18 protein-coding genes and 1 tRNA gene are annotated in these 19,434 nt (G+C 59.1%); 8 read left to right on the top strand and 11 right to left on the bottom strand.

Going from position 1 to position 19,434, the window contains the following annotated elements:
- Positions 1-178: 178 nt before the first annotated feature.
- Genes yacG through QSV36_RS19095 form a run of 4 tightly spaced genes read right to left on the bottom strand, consistent with a single transcriptional unit; the run spans position 179 to position 3,076 of the window.
- Positions 179-379, bottom strand: a complete 201-nt coding sequence (gene yacG / locus QSV36_RS19080) for a DNA gyrase inhibitor YacG (RefSeq protein ID WP_225780302.1) — start codon at positions 377-379, stop codon at positions 179-181.
- On the bottom strand, positions 376-999 hold the full coding sequence (gene coaE / locus QSV36_RS19085) for a dephospho-CoA kinase (protein WP_289133736.1): 624 nt from the start codon (positions 997-999) through the stop codon (positions 376-378). Before coaE ends, yacG begins: the two co-directional genes overlap by 4 nt.
- Positions 999-1,865: a prepilin peptidase gene (locus tag QSV36_RS19090; RefSeq protein ID WP_289133737.1), complete on the bottom strand. Its 867-nt coding sequence runs from the start codon at positions 1,863-1,865 to the stop codon at positions 999-1,001. The genes coaE and QSV36_RS19090 overlap by 1 nt, the downstream gene beginning before the upstream one ends.
- 2 nt (positions 1,866-1,867) lie before the next feature.
- Positions 1,868-3,076 (bottom strand): type II secretion system F family protein, encoded by a 1,209-nt coding sequence (locus tag QSV36_RS19095; protein WP_289133738.1) that lies wholly within the window; start codon positions 3,074-3,076, stop codon positions 1,868-1,870.
- Positions 3,077-3,292: 216 nt separating this feature from the next.
- On the opposite strand from QSV36_RS19095, the gene QSV36_RS19100 reads away from it, so the two are divergent.
- Both QSV36_RS19100 and QSV36_RS19105 read left to right on the top strand, forming a co-directional pair.
- The gene (locus QSV36_RS19100) at positions 3,293-3,703 is read left to right on the top strand and encodes a pilin (protein ID WP_225780306.1); all 411 of its coding nucleotides are present in this window, start codon (positions 3,293-3,295) and stop codon (positions 3,701-3,703) included.
- 71 nt (positions 3,704-3,774) lie between these two features.
- Positions 3,775-3,850 (top strand) — tRNA-Thr (locus tag QSV36_RS19105).
- A 198-nt stretch (positions 3,851-4,048) separates the two neighbouring features.
- Here QSV36_RS19105 and QSV36_RS19110 read toward each other — a convergent pair.
- Complete coding sequence (locus QSV36_RS19110; protein WP_289133739.1) at positions 4,049-5,743, bottom strand: DUF262 domain-containing protein; 1,695 nt, start codon at positions 5,741-5,743, stop codon at positions 4,049-4,051.
- A 734-nt stretch (positions 5,744-6,477) separates the two neighbouring features.
- Here QSV36_RS19110 and QSV36_RS19115 point away from each other — a divergent pair.
- The 4 genes from QSV36_RS19115 (at position 6,478) to gabP (ending at position 11,163) form a co-directional block, all read left to right on the top strand.
- On the top strand, positions 6,478-7,842 hold the full coding sequence (locus QSV36_RS19115) for a type II toxin-antitoxin system HipA family toxin (protein ID WP_289134223.1): 1,365 nt from the start codon (positions 6,478-6,480) through the stop codon (positions 7,840-7,842).
- Complete coding sequence (locus tag QSV36_RS19120) at positions 7,839-8,330, top strand: helix-turn-helix domain-containing protein (protein WP_289133740.1); 492 nt, start codon at positions 7,839-7,841, stop codon at positions 8,328-8,330. Before QSV36_RS19115 ends, QSV36_RS19120 begins: the two co-directional genes overlap by 4 nt.
- 378 nt (positions 8,331-8,708) lie before the next feature.
- Complete coding sequence (locus QSV36_RS19125; RefSeq protein ID WP_289133741.1) at positions 8,709-9,611, top strand: DMT family transporter; 903 nt, start codon at positions 8,709-8,711, stop codon at positions 9,609-9,611.
- Positions 9,612-9,756: 145 nt separating this feature from the next.
- Complete coding sequence (gene gabP / locus QSV36_RS19130) at positions 9,757-11,163, top strand: GABA permease (protein WP_289133742.1); 1,407 nt, start codon at positions 9,757-9,759, stop codon at positions 11,161-11,163.
- Positions 11,164-11,205: 42 nt separating this feature from the next.
- Here gabP and souR read toward each other — a convergent pair whose 3' ends face one another.
- The 6 genes from souR to QSV36_RS19160 all read right to left on the bottom strand — a co-directional run bounded on the left by souR (position 11,206) and on the right by QSV36_RS19160 (position 16,862).
- The gene (gene souR / locus QSV36_RS19135) at positions 11,206-12,264 is read right to left on the bottom strand and encodes a transcriptional regulator SouR (RefSeq protein ID WP_502945691.1); all 1,059 of its coding nucleotides are present in this window, start codon (positions 12,262-12,264) and stop codon (positions 11,206-11,208) included.
- A 49-nt stretch (positions 12,265-12,313) separates the two neighbouring features.
- Entirely contained in the window at positions 12,314-13,165 is an 852-nt protein-coding gene (locus QSV36_RS19140) for an ABC transporter permease (RefSeq protein WP_289133744.1), read from the bottom strand.
- Positions 13,152-14,009 carry an ABC transporter permease gene (locus tag QSV36_RS19145; protein WP_289133745.1) on the bottom strand — a complete coding sequence of 286 codons (858 nt, stop codon included), beginning with the start codon at positions 14,007-14,009 and terminating at the stop codon, positions 13,152-13,154. Before QSV36_RS19145 ends, QSV36_RS19140 begins: the two co-directional genes overlap by 14 nt.
- A complete protein-coding gene (locus tag QSV36_RS19150; RefSeq protein WP_289133746.1) occupies positions 14,006-15,118 on the bottom strand; it encodes a quaternary amine ABC transporter ATP-binding protein in 1,113 nt (370 codons plus the stop codon). The genes QSV36_RS19145 and QSV36_RS19150 overlap by 4 nt, the downstream gene beginning before the upstream one ends.
- Positions 15,119-15,192: 74 nt before the next feature.
- Complete coding sequence (locus tag QSV36_RS19155) at positions 15,193-16,044, bottom strand: glycine betaine ABC transporter substrate-binding protein (RefSeq protein ID WP_289133747.1); 852 nt, start codon at positions 16,042-16,044, stop codon at positions 15,193-15,195.
- A 125-nt stretch (positions 16,045-16,169) separates the two neighbouring features.
- Entirely contained in the window at positions 16,170-16,862 is a 693-nt protein-coding gene (locus tag QSV36_RS19160; RefSeq protein ID WP_289133748.1) for a GntR family transcriptional regulator, read from the bottom strand.
- A gap of 340 nt (positions 16,863-17,202) precedes the next feature.
- On the opposite strand from QSV36_RS19160, the gene QSV36_RS19165 reads away from it, so the two are divergent.
- Together QSV36_RS19165 and QSV36_RS19170 are read left to right on the top strand one after the other, a co-directional pair.
- The gene (locus QSV36_RS19165) at positions 17,203-17,925 is read left to right on the top strand and encodes a GntR family transcriptional regulator (protein WP_289134225.1); all 723 of its coding nucleotides are present in this window, start codon (positions 17,203-17,205) and stop codon (positions 17,923-17,925) included.
- Positions 17,926-18,019: 94 nt separating this feature from the next.
- Positions 18,020-19,339, top strand: coding sequence for an NAD(P)/FAD-dependent oxidoreductase (locus QSV36_RS19170; RefSeq protein ID WP_289133749.1), 1,320 nt, complete (start codon positions 18,020-18,022; stop codon positions 19,337-19,339).
- The last annotated feature ends 95 nt before the right edge of the window (positions 19,340-19,434 follow it).

Raw genomic sequence — 19,434 nt, forward strand, 5'->3', positions numbered from 1 at the left:
GCGGGAGCAACTGTCTTGCTCAAATGTTCAAAGCTGGCGTTATTCCTGTAGGAGCGGCCTTGTGCCGCGAAAGGGCAGCGAAGCAGCCCCGGCAATAGTTGCCATGACGCGATGGAAGGGGGCCGCGTAGCGGCCCTTCCGCCACACGAGGCCCCGCCTCCAGCGGCGTGCAGTGGACTCAGTGGCGTGGCTCCAGGTCCCCCGAATACAGCTCGTCCTCGGCCTCATCCGAACCCGGAATCTTGTGCTCCTCCGCCGCCCAGGCACCCAGGTCGATCAGCTTGCAACGGTCCGAGCAAAACGGCCGGAACGGGCTTTTCTCGTTCCATTCCACAGGTGCGCCACAGGTCGGGCAATCGACGGTCAATGGCTGGCTCATGGCTGGCCTCCTCGTAAAGTCAGGTAAAAGTGGTGCAGGCGGTCAATCTGTTCATGCAACGCGGCGAGGTCGCCGTCATTGACCACCACATCGTCGGCATGGCGCAGGCGCTCCTCACGCGCCAGTTGGGCCTTGAGTATGGCCTGCACCTGCTCGCTACTGGTGTTGTCCCGTGCCAGGGTGCGCGCCACCTGCAGCTCTTGCGGCGCATCGATCACCAGCACCCGTTGGGTTTTCTGGTATTGCCCCGACTCGATCAACAGCGGCGAAACATACACCGCATACGGCGACTCGGCCTTGGCCAGGTAAGTGAAGATTTCCTGGCCGATCAGCGGGTGCAGCAATTGCTCCAGCCATTTGCGTTGCGCCGGGTCGGCGAAGATCAGCTGGCGCAGGGCTGCGCGGTCGAGCTGGCCGTCTGCCTGCAGCACGCCGGGGCCGAAGCGCTCGACGATGCTGGCCAGCGCCGGTCGGCCAGGTTCGACCACCCAGCGTGCCGCCTGGTCGGCATCGACCAGGTGCACGCCAAGCTCGACGAAGCGCTCGGCAGCGGCGCTCTTGCCGCTGCCGATGCCGCCGGTCAGGCCGAGAATCCAGGGGGTAAAGGCCGCAATGGTCATCAGAATCCAAGCAGTTGCAGGTATGAGGCGTATATTTCATCACCCCAGAGCACGGCAATCCACCCCGCAATCGCCAGATAGGGCCCAAACGGCATCGCCGTGCCCAAGGCATGCCGACGCAGGCGCAGCAGGCACAGCCCCACCAACGCCCCGACCAGCGACGACAGCAACAACGTCAACGGCAATACCTGCCAGCCCCCCCAGGCCCCGATCAGCGCCATCAACTTGAAGTCGCCATAGCCCATGCCCTCCTTGCCAGTGACCAGCTTGAACAACCAGTACACCGTCCACAGGCTGAGGTAACCGATCACCGCCCCCCACAGCGCACTGGCCAAGGGCACATAGAGGCCGAAGGCGTTGACGATCAGCCCCAGCCACAGCATCGGCAGCACCAGCACATCCGGCAACAGCTGGTGCCTGGCATCGATCAGGCTCAGGGCCAGCAGGCACCAGGTCAGCGGCAGTGCCAGCAAGGTCTCGAACGACACACCGAAGTGCCAGGCCACCACCAGCGAAAGCAGCGCGCTGGCCACCTCCACCAGTGGATAGCGCGGGCTGATGCGGGCCTTGCAGGCTGAACAACGCCCGCGCAAGGCCAGGTAGCTGATGAGCGGAATGTTCTCCCACGCGCGGATGCGATGGCCGCAATGCGGGCATCGCGAGGCTGGCAGCCACAGGTCGAAGCGCTCGTGCGCCGTTGTCGGCAGCCCCAACACCTCCTGCGCCTCACGTTGCCATTGCTGCTCCAGCATGATCGGCAGGCGGTACACCAGCACATTGAGGAAACTGCCTACCAGCAGGCCGAGTAGCGTGGCCAGGGTGAGGAAGTACGCTGGCTGCTCCGCCAGCAAAGTCCATGAAGTCATGTTCAGATCAAGCTACCCAACTGGAAGATCGGCAGGTACATCGCCACCACCAGGCCGCCTACCAGCACGCCCAGGATCAGCACGATGGCTGGCTCCAGCAGGCTGGTCAACTGGTCCAGCGCCTGGCTGACCTGTTCCTCGTAATGGCAGGCGGCTTTCTCCAGCATCTGGTCCAGCGTACCGCTGGTTTCACCAATCGCTGTCAGTTGCACCAGCAATGGCGGAAACAGCGGCTCGGCGGCCATCGCCTGGTTCAACCCTTGCCCATTGGCCATGCCCTGGCGCAGCCGCAATACCGCCTGTTCGTGCAAGTCGCCACCACTCACGCGCGCCACCGTACCCAGTGCATCCAGCAACGGCACCCCGGCGGCATAGGCCGTCGCCAGGCTACGCGCAAACCGCGCCAGCGCCGCCTGCGCCAGTAACTTGCCGAACACCGGCAAGCCCAGCACTTGCCGGGATAACCACAGGCGCGTCGGTGCATGCTGCCGGTAGAGTCGGCGCATGGCGAAACCGAGCGCAGCGCCCAGCACCAGCAACAGCGGCGCAAACCGGCTGAGCAGCGTGGACAAGTCGATGACCCATTGGGTGTACGCGGGCAGCGCCGCGCCCATACCTGAAAACAGGTTCTCGAATTCGGGTATCACCTCCAGCAGCAGAATCGCCGATACCCCCAACCCGGTCAGCAACAGCAGCAGCGGGTAGATCATCGCCTTGCGCACTTTCCTGAGCAGCGCGTGGCGTTGTTCCAGCATGCTTGCCAGCTGTTCCAGCTGGCGGTCGAGCGTGCCGGATTGCTCACCCACCCGCACCAGGTTGCAGTACAGCGCATCGAACCAGCCTGGGTGGCGCTGCAACGCGTCCGCCAACCCCAGGCCCGAGGCCACGTCCTGTTTCAATTTGCCCAGCAACGCTGCCTGCCCCGCATCGCAGCCACTGCGCCCCATCACCTCGAACGCCTGCAGCAGCGGTACCCCGGCCTTGAGCAAGGTCGCCAATTGCCGGCTGAACCCCGCCGGGTCGGCTTTTGCCTGGCGTTTCGGCAAACTGAAGGTCAGCCCGCCGGCGGGCCGCAAACCTGCCACTTTGATGCCCTGACGAATCAGCCCGGCGCGCACGTGTGCCGGGCTGCGCCCGGGCGTTTGGCCGCTGACCGGCTGGCCGTTGGCGTCGGTGCCGTGCCAGGTGTAGAGAGGAGTTGATGGGTTCATGCCAAGGTCCTTTTTCCTGCCCATGCGACAAGCTTCGAAACAGCTTGCCGCGTCCATGCCAGGGCGAGCGTCCATGATGCTCACTAGAGTAGTTCAGCGAAGATGACGCCCAAGCGGGCAGGGGTGACAAAAGGTGTCTGTTCAGGCCTACTGCGCCGCTGCCGGTTGGGGCGAGACAGACCTCAACGAGTACGCGTATCAAAAAGGAAACCGTTCATGAAAGGGCAACGCGGTATCACCCTGATCGAACTGATGATCGTTGTCGCGATCATCGGCATTCTGGCGACCATCGCCTTACCGATGTACACCAACCACCAGTCCCGCTCCAAGGCTGCGGCCGGGTTGCTGGAAATCAGCGCGCTGAAGACCGCGATGGACCTGCGCCTGAATGATGGCAAGGACGTGGCGGCGGTGGCCGAGCTGGGTGGGCAGCCGGCTACGGCGCACTGTGCGATCACGGCCAGCGGCAAGGCGGCGGATGGCACCGGGAGCATCGTTTGTACCCTGGTGGATGCGCCGGCTACCGTGCTCGGCAAAGCCATTACCCTGACCCGCGCGGCGGCTGGCTGGGCGTGTACCACCGACATTGAAGAAGACCTGGCACCGAAGGGCTGCAAGGCGCCTTGAGGGTGGGGTAATAAGGTAGGCGAAACAGGGGTTTGCGTAACGGGTGCGAGCAGTGGTACGTTGCGCTACACGCCGGTGTAGCTCAGTCGGTAGAGCAGCGCACTCGTAACGCGAAGGTCGCAGGTTCGATTCCTGTCTCCGGCACCACATCTAGCGCCACTGCATTCCGCTGAATGCTTTGGAAGCCCTCTAAGCCGGCCTTCTGGCCGGTTTTTATTTTCCATAAGCCTCTGTCGGAAACCAACAAAATCCCCATTAATCAGGGGTGTATTTGGGGGCGGCGTATTTCCACCATGACATGATCTCAGTCATAATTTTTATGACTGAGGTCAGAGTTTAGTTTACTTAAAGCTCAGCCATCAGTGTTGCGACGATTTTGTCGTGCCGGATCTGGATTGCATTTTGGTCCCAAATACTACCTGCGCTGACAAATTTTGCTATTTCCCGTTGTTGGAAGTTGTGCTGGTATGTTTCCAACTTTTCGGCAAATGGAATGTTTCCCACTGCGCAGTTGTGGGACTTTGACACCAGAAGGTAATTGCCGAGGCAGTTCAGGTATTCGCTCTTGAAGGTTTCGTCGTAGGCGCCGTAACCATGAGGACTAGCTGTGGGCTCGGTGGTTGGGGCGATGTGCTCCAGTTCTGGACGCTTGATGTCGTCATTACGCCGCGGCTCATAACCGCGCTGACCTTGTCCTTCTAGGTGCACTTCGTATTTCCATAGCAGGTGCCTAGCGGTGGAGTGTCTAATACCCCATTCTAGAGCCTCTGCCAGTTTTTCATTGTTCCAATAAGCCCACCACCCACTGCCTACAGTCTTGAGACGCTCGATGTTCTCAAGGATAGGCCCTATCGCCGGTGCGTCACTGGTAAATGCCTCGTAAGTATCATTAATGCGGGATGTGATATCCGCACGAGTACCAATCAGGCGATGTCGGATGATCAGGCTTTCAAAGGCAACACAAAGCTGGTTCTTGTCCGGGAGAGAAAGACCAAAGCTGTAGGCCTTGAGAATAAATGGCAGTACAATCCCGATTCCGCCCAAGCTCACCAGTGAGTGAATCGGAAAACTGCTTCGCTCGTCAGCGCCGAAAAATGCCGTTAAATGTTCGAAACTGATGGCCAGTGAGCTGGTGAAGTCTTTCACAAACTCAAGAGGCGACTCTGCTGTAAGCATTTTCTCAACCCGGTCCAGCGCACCGCTTTCCCACAGCGAATTGAAGTGAACGCGCAAGGTGTGCTGCAGCACGTCGTCTTCATTGATGCGGTAATCAATTGCCGAGATCGACTTGTAGATGGTTTCGAAGCGGTTCTGGATCTCTTCGATCAGGTTGTCCCGTGCTTGTTGATCTTCGCTATGAAGATGGATGGCATACATGAACTGCGCCTTCACCACCTCAAGATTGGACGGGCGCTTGCCGCGGTTGTTCTGAAAGATGAACATCTGTATGGCTTCAGCCTCGTCCCGCACTGGGTGTGTACTGCATGATGCCTGGGACACGATTCGCAGCATGTCGGTCAGGTAGGATTCGGGCTGAGAACCCAGCTTCTTTTTGAAAAAGTCGAAAGCATTGATGAGTCGCTGGGCAGATGTGGTCAGCGAAGCAGGGGCGACGGTTCTGGACTGGTTGATCACATAATCGACAAAGGTCTGGTTGTCGTAACCGACCGTCTTGAAGCGGATCTGACTTTCCCGCTTGATCATGTCTTTGTAGCAGTCCTGCTCATCTTCGGTGAGTGCGCGCTTGGCTTGTAGGCATGCGAACAATGCAGCTAGAAACAGCGTGATCGTGGTCAGGCGCTGCTGGCCGTCAATTACCCGATACTCTCCCTGTGTTTGCTCAAATAGGAAATGGCCAAAGTAATAAGGGCTGCGGGATTTGCTGCTGCGATAGGCTTCCAGGTCGGACAGAAATACCGCTGTCTGACTGACGCGGGTTGAACCTTCAGTTGGCGTATCCCAGGCATAAGCGCGTTGATATGTGGGCACGACGATGCGGTTGTTGGCCAGCATGTTGCGAATGGTTGAAGATGCTTCCAAGAGGTATGTCCTTATGGGTAGTGGCGTTTTGCCTCATCATCGCTTGAGTTGTGCTTTTTTGCATGCTTGGGCACTACATTTATTTTGCTTGGCCCCGTCAGCATCCCCAGGGCTTCGCGGTTAGGGCTCAATGGCCAAGCGGTATGCAATCTCCTACTCTCGCTGGGCACCAATTTAGACAGCCCAAAAATTCCCGATTCGATTCCACCGAAAGCCATAAATAGCTGATTTTTTTATAGATAACCTTTGAGGTACATCGAAAAATCCACCAAATTCCAGCCCCACGAAAACCGGGCCCTCACGTCCTACAACCGTCCGTCTGTCTCCGCACCAGACAGTTCGGCGATAGTGTTCTTTGCTATCGCGCCATCAATAAGCCCGCCTAGTGCGGGCTTTCTTGCGCCTGTTCTTTTTCAGCAGGCCTGCTAGCCTCGGACTCACCCATTCCAACATCTGTGGTTAGCGCCACCACGCGACCCATTTTTATAGGCCGCTCCCGTCCTGTGGGAGCGGGTTTTACCCGCGATCACGGACGAAGCCCATGTCAGCTAACACCTGACCAGCGCAAATAAAATGGGCCCTATAAACCATAGGCCGAATCACAGACAGTTTCTGCTTGCCAGGCGCTGCGACCTCCAGCACCTCCAGCGCGCGGTGAATTCGTAATCGGTAGTGTGGTGCCGGTTTTACCCGTGCTGGAGCTGTTAATCAGCAAAATATTGCCGGTTTCTGCCATGCGCATTATGATAATCAGCATTCAAATGCTGATTAATGGTGTCGCGATGCCGCTCAGACTCACGATCCAAGCTTTCTCCGATGGCGCATGGAGCGATGCAGCGACACTCACGGTTGAGAACCCGGAGCGTGTTGCTGATGGAAGGTGCCTTGTCGCATATGACAGCGACTACATCATCGCGAACTTTGATCGCATGGAAGATCGTTGCGAACTGGCCCTAAGCGTTAACCTGCCGTTGAACTGGGACCACCATGACGTCAAAGGGTATCCCGCATTCCTCTACGACATCATTCCCTCTGGTGCTGCCAAGGACTCTCTTGAATCTCGCTACGGGCGTCTTAAGCCCGAAGGCGTGGAAATGGGGCTGTACCTACTAGAACGCTTCACGCCGGCCCCTGTTGGGCATTTGCGCATCAAGGAGTCGGTGGAAGGCCTTCAACCAGATCGAAACGAGGCTTTCGCGCATGCTGAGGTCGTGGACAGGACGAACGAATTTCTTGAGTACGCCTACGAAACCGGCGCGGCGTTGGGCGGTGCTACCGGGGCCAACGGGCAAGCCCCCAAGCTGGTCATGACCGAAGCCCACGACGGTGCTCTTTACGCTGATGCGATGCTCCCCGATAACCAGGCGTGCCGTCACTGGCTGATCAAGTTCGCGCGCAATCGAGGCGGCGAGCGCGACAAAGACATCCTGCGAACAGAGTTCCATTACTACAAGGCGGTTGCTGCCCTCGGTCTCGATACGGTTCCCACTGATGGTTTGGCCCTTGAAGAAGCAGTGAAGCCAAGCCTCTGGATGCCACGATTTGATCGCCGAGTAGTGAACGGCGTGGTGGAGCGGATACCGCTGGAGTCGGTGTACTCGGTCTGCGGCATTACCGGCTACGCGCAACCGATCGCGCATGCCGAAGTGGTTCACCGACTGGTAGGTCTATGGATCGACAACGGCCAGCAGGATGAGGTGGACGACCTGGTGTTCGAGTATGTGCGGCGCGATCTGCTGAACCGTATTCTAGGCAACACCGATAACCACGGCCGCAACACCTCCATCATGCGTGTGGGTGGGAAGTTTCGTTTGGCGCCAATCTATGACCTCGCGCCAATGATCCTGGATGAAGAGGGCATCACACGGACGACGAAGTGGGCGGCGGAGCGCAAGGGGTCTTCTGATTGGAGCGACAACTGCGCTGAGCTCGCTGGTTACACTGATCCCGATGCTCTGCTGCAACGGTTGATGAAGGCGGCTGAGGAATTCAGGGCGTTGCCCGACCTACTGACCGATGCTCCAGAATCGATGCGCAATGCAGCCTCTATACCCGTGAATAACCTGGACAAGCGACTCGTGGAGTGGGGACTGCGATGAAAAAACTACAGCCTGAAGAGCGCGCTCAGCTCGTAGAGGATATCGTCAAGCGCAACGCGGCGGGGCTCGATCCAATTGGGACATCCATCCGCCGTTTGCGGCTCGAAGTCACCGGGCTTGACCAAGAGACCTTCGCGGCCATGTGCAAGATATCCACGAAAAGCCTGTACGAACTGGAAAGCGGGAAGTCGAATCCAAAGCTCAGCACTTTGGAGGCCGTGTTGCGTCTGTTTGGCGTGCGGATGGGTATGGTGATGACTGCCAAGGATAAGCCCACTGCAACGGTCGTCGCCAACAATGTCGGCCAGTTGAAGGCTGGTGGGCCAATCGCTGTGGCCGCGCCACTGGTGGCGAATCTTTCGCCGCTGGCCAGTTCTAACGTGGTGGCCGGACCGAAACGAGGGAAAAGCCCTGCGGCAGCCAAGGCGAAGAAGGCAGTGTCGAGGCCGGCATCGCCACGGGCACGGAAAAGCACTCAGGAAAAGTGAGATTGATGAGCTCCGCGAAAACCGGGCCCTCACGACCAACAACGTCCGTCTCATTCTCTGGGCCGGCAAGATCATTCGGCGCGCTCACGCGGTGGCGGCCTGTGACATAAAAAACGTCCGGTTTGGACAAGGCCCTGTCGTTCCCGAACAGTTGCACAAGCCAGCCACCATCAATAATTCACATAACGGCCCGCCTCGCGCCACAGGCCAGCCGTTGCGGTTTCGCGAGTAAGCAGCCTCGTCTCACAATTCCAATGCTGCGGCGCCCCTTGCACCGGCAATCCGGTAGCACTCATAAAAGATAAAACCTTATACGTACCCAACGCCGCGCCGCGCCGCGCGGAACGCCCTCGCGCGCCTATTGAAGACTTGACTGCCATGATCGCTACTTCCGCTCCCAGCACCGGTGTTTCCACCGGTCATCGCAATGCTTTGCTCGCCGCGCATGTCGCTGCGGTACTGTTTGGGCTCACTGGTATCCTCGGCGCTTTGATTCTCGCCGATGCCAGTGTCATCACGTTCGGCCGGGCAACATTTGCCTTCATCGCTCTCGGTTTTGTTGCAGGCCTCAAGGGCACCCGCCTCTTGGATGCCCTGAGCTGGCGCAACTTACCGGTCATTGGCCTCACCGGTACCTTATTGGCCGCCCACTGGGTTACTTTCTTCATCGCTGTGAAGGTGGGGGGCGTAGCAGTCGCTACGCTCGGCTTCGCCAGCTTCCCCGCGTTCATCGCGCTTGTAGACTTGCTGCTGTTTCGTGAGCGCATCGGTACCACCGAAAGCCTGCTACTGCTGATGGTGACAGCCGGGCTGGTGCTGGTGGTTCCGTCGTTCGACCTGCTCGACAACGGCACAATCGGTTTGGTCTGGGGGCTGGCTTCGGGCTTGTCGTTCGCTCTGCTGGCGGTGGCTAACCGTCGCCATACGGCGGGCATGAACGCCTTGCAGATCGCGTTCTGGCAGAACGTGGTGGTGGCGGCATTGATGATGCCATTTGCCTTCAGCCACCTCGCCAACGCCAGCCTGCGGGCTGACGATTGGGTGAACCTGGCGCTCCTGGGCGTTTTCTGCACCGGGCTTTCGCAATTTCTGTTCGTCAAGAGCCTGGATGGCCTGCAGGCTCGCACGGCGGGGATGATCATCGCGCTGGAGCCGGTGTACGCCATCGCCTGTGCCTGGTGGCTATTTGGCGAGCAGCCGTCGTTGCGCATGGGCGCGGGAGCGGCGCTGGTAGTCCTGGCAACTGTACTGGGTGCCCGGCGCAAGCCATCGCCTCACTGACGCCGCGCCGCAGAGGGATGTCCGGCTCACTGCATTTGATGTCCGACCCAGTCAATTGAGCCCTGTTTTCGCTCTCTATGGTTGAACGGTGCAGTGCCCTTGGCACTGCACCCTACCCATAACAAGAGCAAAAGCAGGGACCATAATGACTATGACGACGTCTGGGAAAGCCAGCGATCAGTTGGCGCAGGGATTCAAGCCTCGACATGTGACCATGTTGTCGATTGCCGGTGTCATCGGCGCGGGTTTGTTCGTAGGTTCTGGGCAAGCGATCGCCGCGGCAGGCCCGGCAGCAATCATTGCCTATGCGCTGGCTGGCGCACTGGTAGTGCTGGTAATGCGGATGCTCGGCGAGATGGCGGTGGCCAGCCCAGACACCGGTTCGTTCTCCACCTACGCCGATCGCGCAATCGGCCGCTGGGCGGGGTTCACCATTGGTTGGTTGTACTGGTGGTTCTGGGTGCTGGTGATTCCGATCGAGGCAATTGCTGCCGGCGTCGTGCTGAACAACTGGTTCCCAGGGGTTCAACCCTGGTGCTTCGCACTGTCGATGACAGTGCTGCTGACGGCCACCAACCTGTTCAGCGTAGCCAAGTACGGCGAGTTCGAATTCTGGTTCGCCATGCTCAAGGTGATCGCCATTGTCGGCTTCATCGCACTTGGCGGATTGGCCCTGGCAGGCGCGTTGCCGGCGCGCGAAGTCAGCGGCCTGGCAAGCCTGATGAGCGCACATGGCGGCTTCATGCCCAATGGCTGGACGGCCATCATTGGCGCCTTGCTCACTACCATGTTCAGCTACCTGGGTACCGAAGCGGTCACCATCGCCGCTTCCGAGTCTGCCGACCCTGCCCGCAACATCGCCAAGGCGACACGCTCGGTGATCTGGCGGATCAGCGTGTTCTACCTGGTTTCCATCTTCATCATCATCTCGGTGGTGCCGTGGAATGATCCGCTGCTGCCAGTGCATGGCTCCTATCAACGGGCATTGGAAATCATGAATATTCCCTATGCCAAGCTGATGGTGGACATGGTGGTGCTGGTGGCCGTGGCCAGTTGCCTGAACTCGTCGATCTACATCGCTTCGCGCATGTTGTTTTCCCTGGCCAAGCGCGGCGATGCACCGGCAGCCATCGGCCGTACTTCGGCGGCCGGGGTACCGCGTGCTGCCGTGATAGGCAGCACCCTGATCGGCATGGCGACCACCATCGTCAACTACTTCGCACCGTCCGAGGTGTTTGCCTTCCTGCTAGCCAGTTCGGGTTCGATCGCGCTGCTGGTGTATCTGGCGATCGCTTTCTCACAGCTTCGCATGCGCGCAGTGCTGGAAAAGCAGAACCAGGCTATTGCCTTCAAGATGTGGCTCTACCCTTGGCTCACCTATGGGGTGATCTGCTTCATCATCTTCGCTTTGGGTGTGATGTTCGTGATGCCGCAACATCGATTGGAAGTATCGCTAACCATCGGCCTGGCGTTGCTGATCTTGCTGATTGGTGTGATCAACAGCCGACGCCATGGGCAGGTAGTGGCGTTGTCGACGACAGAGGTTGCGTGACATAAAAAGCCCGTTCGCAGCACGCCTGCGAGCGGGCTCCCGTCAACTCGCTTCGCGCTGCTTGCTTTTCACGCAGGCAAAGCGTTTTTCCTTTGATGGGCTGTACCCAAAGAACGAGGCATAACACTTGCTGAAGTGGCTTGCAGAAACGAACCCGCAGGCCACCGCCACACCCAACAGGGGCAGGTCGGAGTATTGCAGCAAGCGTCGGCTTTCGGTGATACGAAGCTCCAGGTAATAGCGCACGGGGGTCGTGCCCAGTTGATGCTGGAACAAGCGCCCGATCTGGCGCTTGGAGCGGCCAACGTACTCGGCGATCTGATCCTGGCTTAGCGGCTCTTCGATGTTTGCGGCCATCAGGCTGATCGCTTCACGTAGCGGTTCGCTGATGTTGGTGTGGGGGGCCGGGATGGTGCGCCGGTAACGAGAGGCTTCGAATGCGAGGATGGCGGTAACGCCCTCGGTCAGTGCCGTGCCCCTTCTTTGCCCTAACCATTCCAGCACCATGTTGAACGCACCGGCAGGGCTGGCCGCGCTCAAGCGGTCGCGGTCGACCACGAAGCTGTCGGTGCTCACGTGACTGTGCTGGGCGATTTCTGCCACCGCCCCGCGGTGCTCTGGATGAACAGCGCAGCGGTAGCCGTCAAGCAATCCGGACTGCCCCAGGAACCAGGCGCCGTTCCACAGCCCAGCCAGGGCAACGCCCTTCTTTGCCAAGCCCTGCAGGCAGGTGCTCAAGTCTGCCGAAGCTACCAGCGCGGTACGCAGGCCGCCGCAGATCACCAGTAGGTCCAGAGGTAGCTTGAGGCTTGATTCCAGCGCTGCGGCAGGAGAAATGTCGATACCTAAGTCACTGATAACCGATTGGCCGTCCAGGCTGAAGGTAGTGCTCACACAGGCCTGTGGCTGAATCAGATTGGCGGTGACCAGGGTATCCAGGGCTTGGGTAAACGCTAGCAGGGAGAAGTGCTCGAGCAGAAGAAAGCCCACGCGCGTCTGTTGAGGGATGGGCTGCTCGGCCGAGCGGGTAAAACGTGAATTGTGCCCATTCAGGGCGTTGCTGAAGCTACGAGTCGGGCGCAACGGGTGTTTCTCTTTCATCTGGCAAGGAGTAGGGGCGGGCCACAACGGCCCGCCGTGTTTTCCGGGGTTACTGCAGTTGCAGGCCTGCGCGACGGCTGAGCAGGCCACGTGAAAGCCGGTCGAGCAGTAAAGCCACAGCGACAATGGCCAAGCCCGCACGCAGGCCAAGGCCCATTTCCATGCGTGTCAGGCCGCGGGTGACTTCGGCGCCAAGGCCGCCTGCGCCAACCAACCCGGCCAGTACCACCATGGCCAGCGACATGAGGATGCACTGGTTGAGGCCCACCAGCAGGGTGGGCATGGCACTGGGAAGTTCGATCTTGAACAAGATGGTGCCGGGCTTTGCACCGGTGGCCTGGCCGAGCTCAAGCAGGTCTTTGGGTACCTGGCGAAAGCCCAGGGTAGTCAGACGCAGCATTGGTGGAATGCCATAGATGATCGTGGCCATGATCGCCGGCACCTTGCCCAGGCTGAAGATGATCACTGCCGGGATCAGGTACACCCATGGCGGCACGGTCTGCATCACGTTCAACAGCGGGCTGACAGCGTTGTCGAAGCGTTTTACCCGCGCCGCCAGGATGCCCAGCGGGAAGGCCACGGCAACCGCAATCATTACGGCCACCGACACCAGGGCGATGGTCTGCATGGAAGCGGTCCAGAAACCACTGAGCCAGCAAAAGCCCAGCAGTACGCCCGCCAGCCCCGCGCTGCGTAGGTTGATCACCAGCCCCGTCACAATGCATACGCCGGCAATCAGTGCGTAAGCCGGTGGTAGCAACAGCAACGCCTCGATCGCGCCCAGCATGCTCTCGACGAAGCGGCTGATGACGGCGAACAGCCCATGCAAGTTGGTATTCAACCAATCGAACACGGGCGCCAGGTAGGCGCCGGGGGAGAGGTTCATTTCAGTGAGCGCCATGACGTGCCTCCTCGGCAGTGCGGATGCCACTCTGGGCCAGCCGATCGAGGATCAGGGTGAGGATCACGATGGCAATGGCGGCGTTGATCGAACGGGCGATGTCCAATGTCCGGATGGCGCTGTAGATCACTTCTCCAAGCCCTCCAGAGCCAACGATCCCGGCGATGACCACCATGCCGAAGGCCATCATCAGGCTCTGGTTGATGCCTGTCATGATGCTCGGTATGGCGAACGGCAAGCGGATTTTGACGAATTGCTGCCAGCCGGTAGTGCCGCTTGCGTTGCCCAGCTCCAGAAACGCTTTTGGTGTCATGCGGATGCCCAGCGCAGTGAGGCGTAGCACTGGCGGCACGGCCACGATGACCGTGGCCACCAGTGCTGTGCCGGTGCCGTAGCCGAGCAATGCGATGGCCGGCAGCAGATAGATGTATGGCGGTAACGTCTGCACCAGGTCCATGGCCGGTTCACAGATGCGATTCACCGCAGGCGAGAGGCCGGCCGCTACCCCGCAGGGAATACCGATTATCAGCGCCAGGCTGGTGGCGGTAAGCACCAACGCCAGGGTGCTCATGGTTTGCGGCCACAAGCCCATCAGCGCGCACATTAGCAATGCCAGGAGGGTGCCAAGCGAAAAGCGCCACCCGGCCAGGCGCCACGCCAGCAGGGCGAACACCAATGCCACAGCATAAAAAGGTGGTACTTCCAGTACCGTGTACACAGCCTGGTACAGCGCTTTGAGAAGGTCGTTGAACAGGTCGAACAAGCCAGCGGCATTGTCTGACAACCACATCAAGGCGTTGTCGACATGTTCATCGAAGGCGGAAGCGAAGTCTTCGGGGTTCATGCCAGACCCTCCACCGACGTACGTTCCTGGGCATGGGATTCGTCGTCCCGTACGCCTTGGACGGCGCGCAGCAAGTCACGCTGGCTTATCACCCCCAGCAATGTTCCGTTCTCGCGCACGCCTACGGCATCGTGGCCTGAGCGAATCAACAGGTTGATAAGCGAGTCCAGGTCGCTCTCGGGGGTAGCGCATTGCAATTGCTCGGGGTTTTCGTGCGGGTGGCGGGCACTGTATTCCGCAAGCGGCTGCATGATGGAATGGGCTTTCACCAAGTGCAGGCGTGAAATCCCAGCGACGAATTCGGCGACATAGTCGTCGGCCGGGTTCAGCACGATATCTTCGGCGGTGCCTTCCTGGATGATCACCCCATCTTTCATGATGGCGATACGGTCGCCGATGCGAATGGCCTCTTCCAGGTCGTGGGTAATGAATACCGCGGATTTGCCCAGAGATTTGGTCAGTTGCCTGAACTCGTCCTGCAACTGCCGACGGATCAGCGGGTCCAGGGCGCTGAACGGCTCGTCCATGAGGATCACCTCAGGGTCGGAAGCGATCGCACGGGCGAGACCGACACGCTGCTGCATGCCGCCGGACAGTTCGGCGGGGTAGCGGTTGGCCCAATCGCTCAAGCCAACCTTGGCCAAGGCGCGCCCGGCCACTTCATGGCGTTTGGCCTTGGACAGGCCTTGCACTTCCAGGCCGAAGGCCGCGTTTTCCAGCACTGTGCGATGTGGCAGCAAGGCGACGCTCTGGAACACCATGCCGATATGCTTGGCACGTACTTCCCGCAGCGCGGCAGCGTCCAGTTGGGCGATATCGCGGCCCTTGACCAGAATTTCGCCACTGGTAGGAATGATGAGACGGTTGAGAAGCCGGATCAGCGTGGATTTGCCACTGCCAGAAAGCCCCATGATGCAGAAGATCTCGCCGCGGCGTACCTGCAGGTTGACGTCGGAGACGCCTACCACGCAGCCGTAATCCTGGAGGATCTGGGTTTTCGTCAGGCCGCGCTCGCGGTAGGCCTGCATGGCGGCCGGCGCGCGGTCGCCGAAGATCTTCCAGACACCGCGGCAATCGACCAGTGTTTCAACAACATTGTTGGTATTCATGTGTGCACCCGAACCAGAGTTTTTCTGGTGTGTTCTTGTTTCAAGTTCGGCAGTGGCAAGGTGAAACGCTGCTGTCAGTATTTTTTGATGTTTTCCCAACGCTTGAGCAGATCGGCATGACTGTCGGTCCAATCCTTCACGGCTTGGTCCATGGTCTTGCCATCGTTCACTGCGCTGTTGATCGCACTGATGTCGGCCAGCGGTACATAAACGCTGGCGATAACCTCACGGGCCTGGGGGTTTTCCGCTGAGAAGCCTTTCTGGCCAATCCAGTAGTAGCCTTGCGCTGGAGCGAACACGCCTTTCGGATCCTTGAGGAACTTGGTGTCGTACTTGAGGGCCATCCACGTAGGCTCCCAGAGCGTCACGGCTACCCATTCCTTGCGATCGACCGCCGATTTCAGCGCGGCGGTCATGGCCGCGGTGCTGCCTTCGAGCAGGTTGAGTTTCAGGTCATAAGCCTTGACCGCTTTGGCTGCATCACTCATCAGGCCCGACCCGGGTTCAATCCCGACGATCTTGTTGCCGAACTTGTCAGCGTTTTCGTTGAGCTGCTCGATCGAGTCGATTGGCACGTACTTGGGCACGGCAATCGCCTGGTACAGCCCGTGGGAAACCGGCGAGATTTTTTCCAGGCGGTTCTTGTTGCGGTTCCAGAAGTCCTGGGCCACGTAATCGATCTGCGAGGCGAGGATCTGCACATCACCCTTGCTCAGGGCCGCGTAAGCGATGCCCCACTCGGAAAACGAAGTCACCTTGACGGTGTAGCCGGCGTCTTCCAGCACTTTCTTGGTGATTCCGGTGATGGGCGTGAGGTCTTCCCAGGACAGGGTGCCCATATTGATGACCTTTTCTTCGGCATGGGCCTGACACAGCCCTAAACCGATCATTGCGATAGCGCACAGTGCCTTGCGGATACGATTCATGTTGAACTCCTGCATTGTGGTGGCTGGGCGTTGTGCCCTGTTTTTGTTGAATTTCACCTGCGTGCATCCGTGGTCGGTCAATGTCCGTCCATGGCGGTACTGCAATACTGTCTTACGGGCGCCTGTCAGCCGCTGTTGATATCGCGTGCCACGTCTTCAACCAGGCTTTGCGGGGCGATAAACAGCTGCATGTTGCAGCGCGAAAGCTCCCAGTGTTCAAACACCAAATCGACGACAGCGCCTTCGTCATGCCGGCTGAAAGCTTCAATGAAACTGTCGTGATGCTCGACGGCCAAGCAGAGGTGGCGCTCCATTTCGCTGTTGCGCGGACGGAAAAAAGTGTGGCCGATACGCGCGTGGTCGATCAGTAGGCGACCCAAACTGGGTTCGAGATAAGGGTTGCCCGACATCTCGCCCATGATCTCGTGGAAGCGGTTGTTCTCAACGACCATTGCCCGAGGGTCGCGAACTTGGCTCGCCGTGCGAAAGCGCTCCTGGGTGGCGTGCAGGTCGCGCAGCTGAGCGGGTTTGTAGTTTTGAACTGCGAGCCGCCCAATGGCGGCATACACCATGGGCGCGACCAGAAAAAAGTTGCGCAGGGTGTTGTGGTTCATCGGTGCGACTCGGGCGCCACGATGTTCCTGTATGTCCAGATAGCCTTCGCCCGCCAAGCGACGAAAGACTTCCCTGACCGGGGTTCGCGAGAGCCCGTAACGTTCGCTTAGCCCCAGCTCGTCCAGCAATTGGTCGGGGCTGAGCTCCATGGTCAGAATCTGGCTTTTCAGATCATCGTACAGCTCGTTCTTGCCGCCTCTCATGGAACCCCCCACCGTTCACCAAAACCCGGAGTGATCACTGTTTCAAGCAGACTGGCACGGGATCAGAACCCCGTCAATGCAATTGTATTCTTTGTGTATACCAAGATAATTTCGAAAGAATACCCGCGAGCCCAGTGATCATCCGGGTTTGCGCCGGGCGCGTTGCGCTCCGCTTTGGTCGTGGGTTGGCATGATATTGTCGCGGATGGAAATGTGCGCTTCACGCCATCGTGATCACGCTTTACCGATGGTCGAAAAACCAGTAGACACATTGTCTAACGACCCCTATATTCATTATACAAATTGTAGACACACCAATATGAAAACCAAGAAAGCCGCCATGAAAGCCATTGCTGAGGCTCATCCACTGATTGGTGACGTGCCGCTGGACCGCAAGGGTGTCCTCGCTGATGCCTTGCGCCGGCGCATCCTGAGCATGGAGCTGGCACCTGGCGCGGTGGTCGATGAGCTGGCCTTGAGTGAAGAGTTCGGCCTGTCCCGCCCGCCGGTTCGCGAGTTGCTCAGACAAATCGCTGCAGAGGGCTACATCGAGTTGGAAGCTAATCGGGCACCTCGCGTGGCTGCGATGAACCATGATTCCCTGCATAGCTTTTTCTTGGCCGCGCCGTTGATCTACATCGCCACTACCCAGCTGGCGGCAACACACGCGACCGCGCGTGAGATCGAGGGGCTCAAGGTTATTCAGGCGATGTTTCGCCAGGCCATTGAAGAGCGCGACGTGGAAAACCGTGTGCTCTACAACGATGCCTTCCATCTCGAGATCGGCCGGATGGCGCATAACGACTACTTGTTGCCCAGCCTGCGGCGCCTACTGATCGACCACACACGGCTGGGCAAGATTTTCTACCGTCATCCGACCACCGATGACATGCAGCGCGACTTGGAAGTCGCCTGCCAGCAGCACGATCAAATGATCGAGGCGATCGAGCGTCGAGATCCTGAAACTGCCGGACAACTGGTGCGCGAGCACTTCGAGTTGTCCCGTCGCCGCATGGCCGAATACGCGGCGCCCCAAGGGATGGAAGTGGCACTGGCCTTATGAAGTAATGCTCACCGCACGCCAATACCCTGCAGGATGCCGGGTATGGCGAGGCGTGATGAGGAACAGACGCTAACAACAATATCTGGTTCCTGAAATGACAAAGATCACCTCGTTGCCGGCTGACGACACTACGTGTGGCTGGTATCACCTGAGCAAAGGACGGCAGATCAAAGCTCCACACCGTGGGCACACCGCCGCTCGCTGGGTTGTCGTCGGCGCCGGCTTTACCGGGCTGGCCGCTGCCCGCCAGTTGGCGTTGAATTTTCCGGATGACCAGGTCGTGCTGCTGGAGGCCCAGGAAGTGGGGTTTGGCTCGTCGGGGCGCAATGCCGGTTTTGCCATCGACCTGCCCCACGACATCGGCGCCGATGATTACATTGGTGATATTGCCATCGCCAGGACCACGCTCAAGCTCAATCTCAGCGGACAGTCCTTCCTGAAGGAACTGGTGGAGCGCTACCAGATCGATTGCCAGATGAAGCATTGCGGCAAGTACCAGGCAGCCGTAGAGCCGCGCGGCATCGCCGTCCTGGATGCCTACCGGCGCGGCTTGGACAAACTCGATCAGCCTTACGAGATGATCGACGCCGATCAGCTCCCAGACCATATCGGCACCCATTTCTACCGTAAGGCCCTGTTCACTCCGGGTACTTCCCTGATTCAACCCTCGGCATTGGTAAAAGGGCTCGCCGATAATCTTCCGCCAAATGTCACGCTGTACGAACGGACGCCGATCACCGAAGTCGAGTACGGCGCAAAGACCGTGCTCAAGCATGCCAATGGCTCGATCACGGCTGACAAGCTGGTGCTTACCACCAACGCCTTCGGTATGAGTTTCGGTTTCCTCAAAGGCCGCATGCTGCCCGTGTTCACTTATGCCAGCCTGACCCGGCCGATGAGCGAAGAAGAGCAGGCGAGGCTGGGCGGCAAACCCTACTGGGGCGTAATCCCCGCTGATCCATTCGGTACGACTGTGCGTCGCACGCCGGATAACCGTTTGTTGATCCGTAACAGTTTCAGCTTCAACCCCGACGGCCGGGCCAATCGCAAATACCTCGAACGTTTCGTGGTTCGTCATCGTGACGCCTTCGAACGTCGTTTTCCGATGCTGCCAGACATGCCCTTCGAATACACCTGGGGCGGTGCACTGGCCATGTCGCGCAACCACATGGGTTATTTCGGCGAGTTGGCGCCCAACGTTTACGGTGCCCTTTGCTGCAACGGCTTGGGTGTTACCCGCGGCACCGCGACCGGCAAACTGCTGGCTGACTGGCTCGCCGGTGAAAAGAATGAACTGATCGATTTTGTTCGGCAGGCACCGGGACCGTGCGCGAACCCACCGGCGCCCTTGGTGTCGCTGGGTTTGAATGTGAATTTGAAATGGGGACAGTACCGCGCCGGAAAAGAAAGTTAAGTTGGTTCAAAGCTAAATAACTTATTGATATTTGCCAGGCAACGATGTGCCTGGCCTGCGGTTTCTATTGCGTGCTGTTTAGGGTCGAAGCGCAC

It is taken from the genome of Pseudomonas sp. BCRC 81390 (assembly GCF_030341915.1).
GTDB lineage: Bacteria > Pseudomonadota > Gammaproteobacteria > Pseudomonadales > Pseudomonadaceae > Aquipseudomonas.

Bases quoted from the DNA above. Each gene is read 5' to 3' on its own strand.
- yacG (WP_225780302.1), bottom strand. From the start codon at position 379: ATGAGCCAGCCATTGACCGTCGATTGCCCGACCTGTGGCGCACCTGTG.
- coaE (WP_289133736.1), bottom strand. From the start codon at position 999: ATGACCATTGCGGCCTTTACCCCCTGGATTCTCGGCCTGACCGGCGGC.
- QSV36_RS19090 (WP_289133737.1), bottom strand. From the start codon at position 1,865: ATGACTTCATGGACTTTGCTGGCGGAGCAGCCAGCGTACTTCCTCACC.
- QSV36_RS19095 (WP_289133738.1), bottom strand. From the start codon at position 3,076: ATGAACCCATCAACTCCTCTCTACACCTGGCACGGCACCGACGCCAAC.
- QSV36_RS19100 (WP_225780306.1), top strand. From the start codon at position 3,293: ATGAAAGGGCAACGCGGTATCACCCTGATCGAACTGATGATCGTTGTC.
- QSV36_RS19115 (WP_289134223.1), top strand. From the start codon at position 6,478: ATGCGCATTATGATAATCAGCATTCAAATGCTGATTAATGGTGTCGCG.
- QSV36_RS19120 (WP_289133740.1), top strand. From the start codon at position 7,839: ATGAAAAAACTACAGCCTGAAGAGCGCGCTCAGCTCGTAGAGGATATC.
- QSV36_RS19125 (WP_289133741.1), top strand. From the start codon at position 8,709: ATGATCGCTACTTCCGCTCCCAGCACCGGTGTTTCCACCGGTCATCGC.
- gabP (WP_289133742.1), top strand. From the start codon at position 9,757: ATGACTATGACGACGTCTGGGAAAGCCAGCGATCAGTTGGCGCAGGGA.
- souR (WP_502945691.1), bottom strand. From the start codon at position 12,264: ATGAAAGAGAAACACCCGTTGCGCCCGACTCGTAGCTTCAGCAACGCC.
- QSV36_RS19140 (WP_289133744.1), bottom strand. From the start codon at position 13,165: ATGGCGCTCACTGAAATGAACCTCTCCCCCGGCGCCTACCTGGCGCCC.
- QSV36_RS19145 (WP_289133745.1), bottom strand. From the start codon at position 14,009: ATGAACCCCGAAGACTTCGCTTCCGCCTTCGATGAACATGTCGACAAC.
- QSV36_RS19150 (WP_289133746.1), bottom strand. From the start codon at position 15,118: ATGAATACCAACAATGTTGTTGAAACACTGGTCGATTGCCGCGGTGTC.
- QSV36_RS19155 (WP_289133747.1), bottom strand. From the start codon at position 16,044: ATGAATCGTATCCGCAAGGCACTGTGCGCTATCGCAATGATCGGTTTA.
- QSV36_RS19160 (WP_289133748.1), bottom strand. From the start codon at position 16,862: ATGAGAGGCGGCAAGAACGAGCTGTACGATGATCTGAAAAGCCAGATT.
- QSV36_RS19165 (WP_289134225.1), top strand. From the start codon at position 17,203: ATGAAAGCCATTGCTGAGGCTCATCCACTGATTGGTGACGTGCCGCTG.
- QSV36_RS19170 (WP_289133749.1), top strand. From the start codon at position 18,020: ATGACAAAGATCACCTCGTTGCCGGCTGACGACACTACGTGTGGCTGG.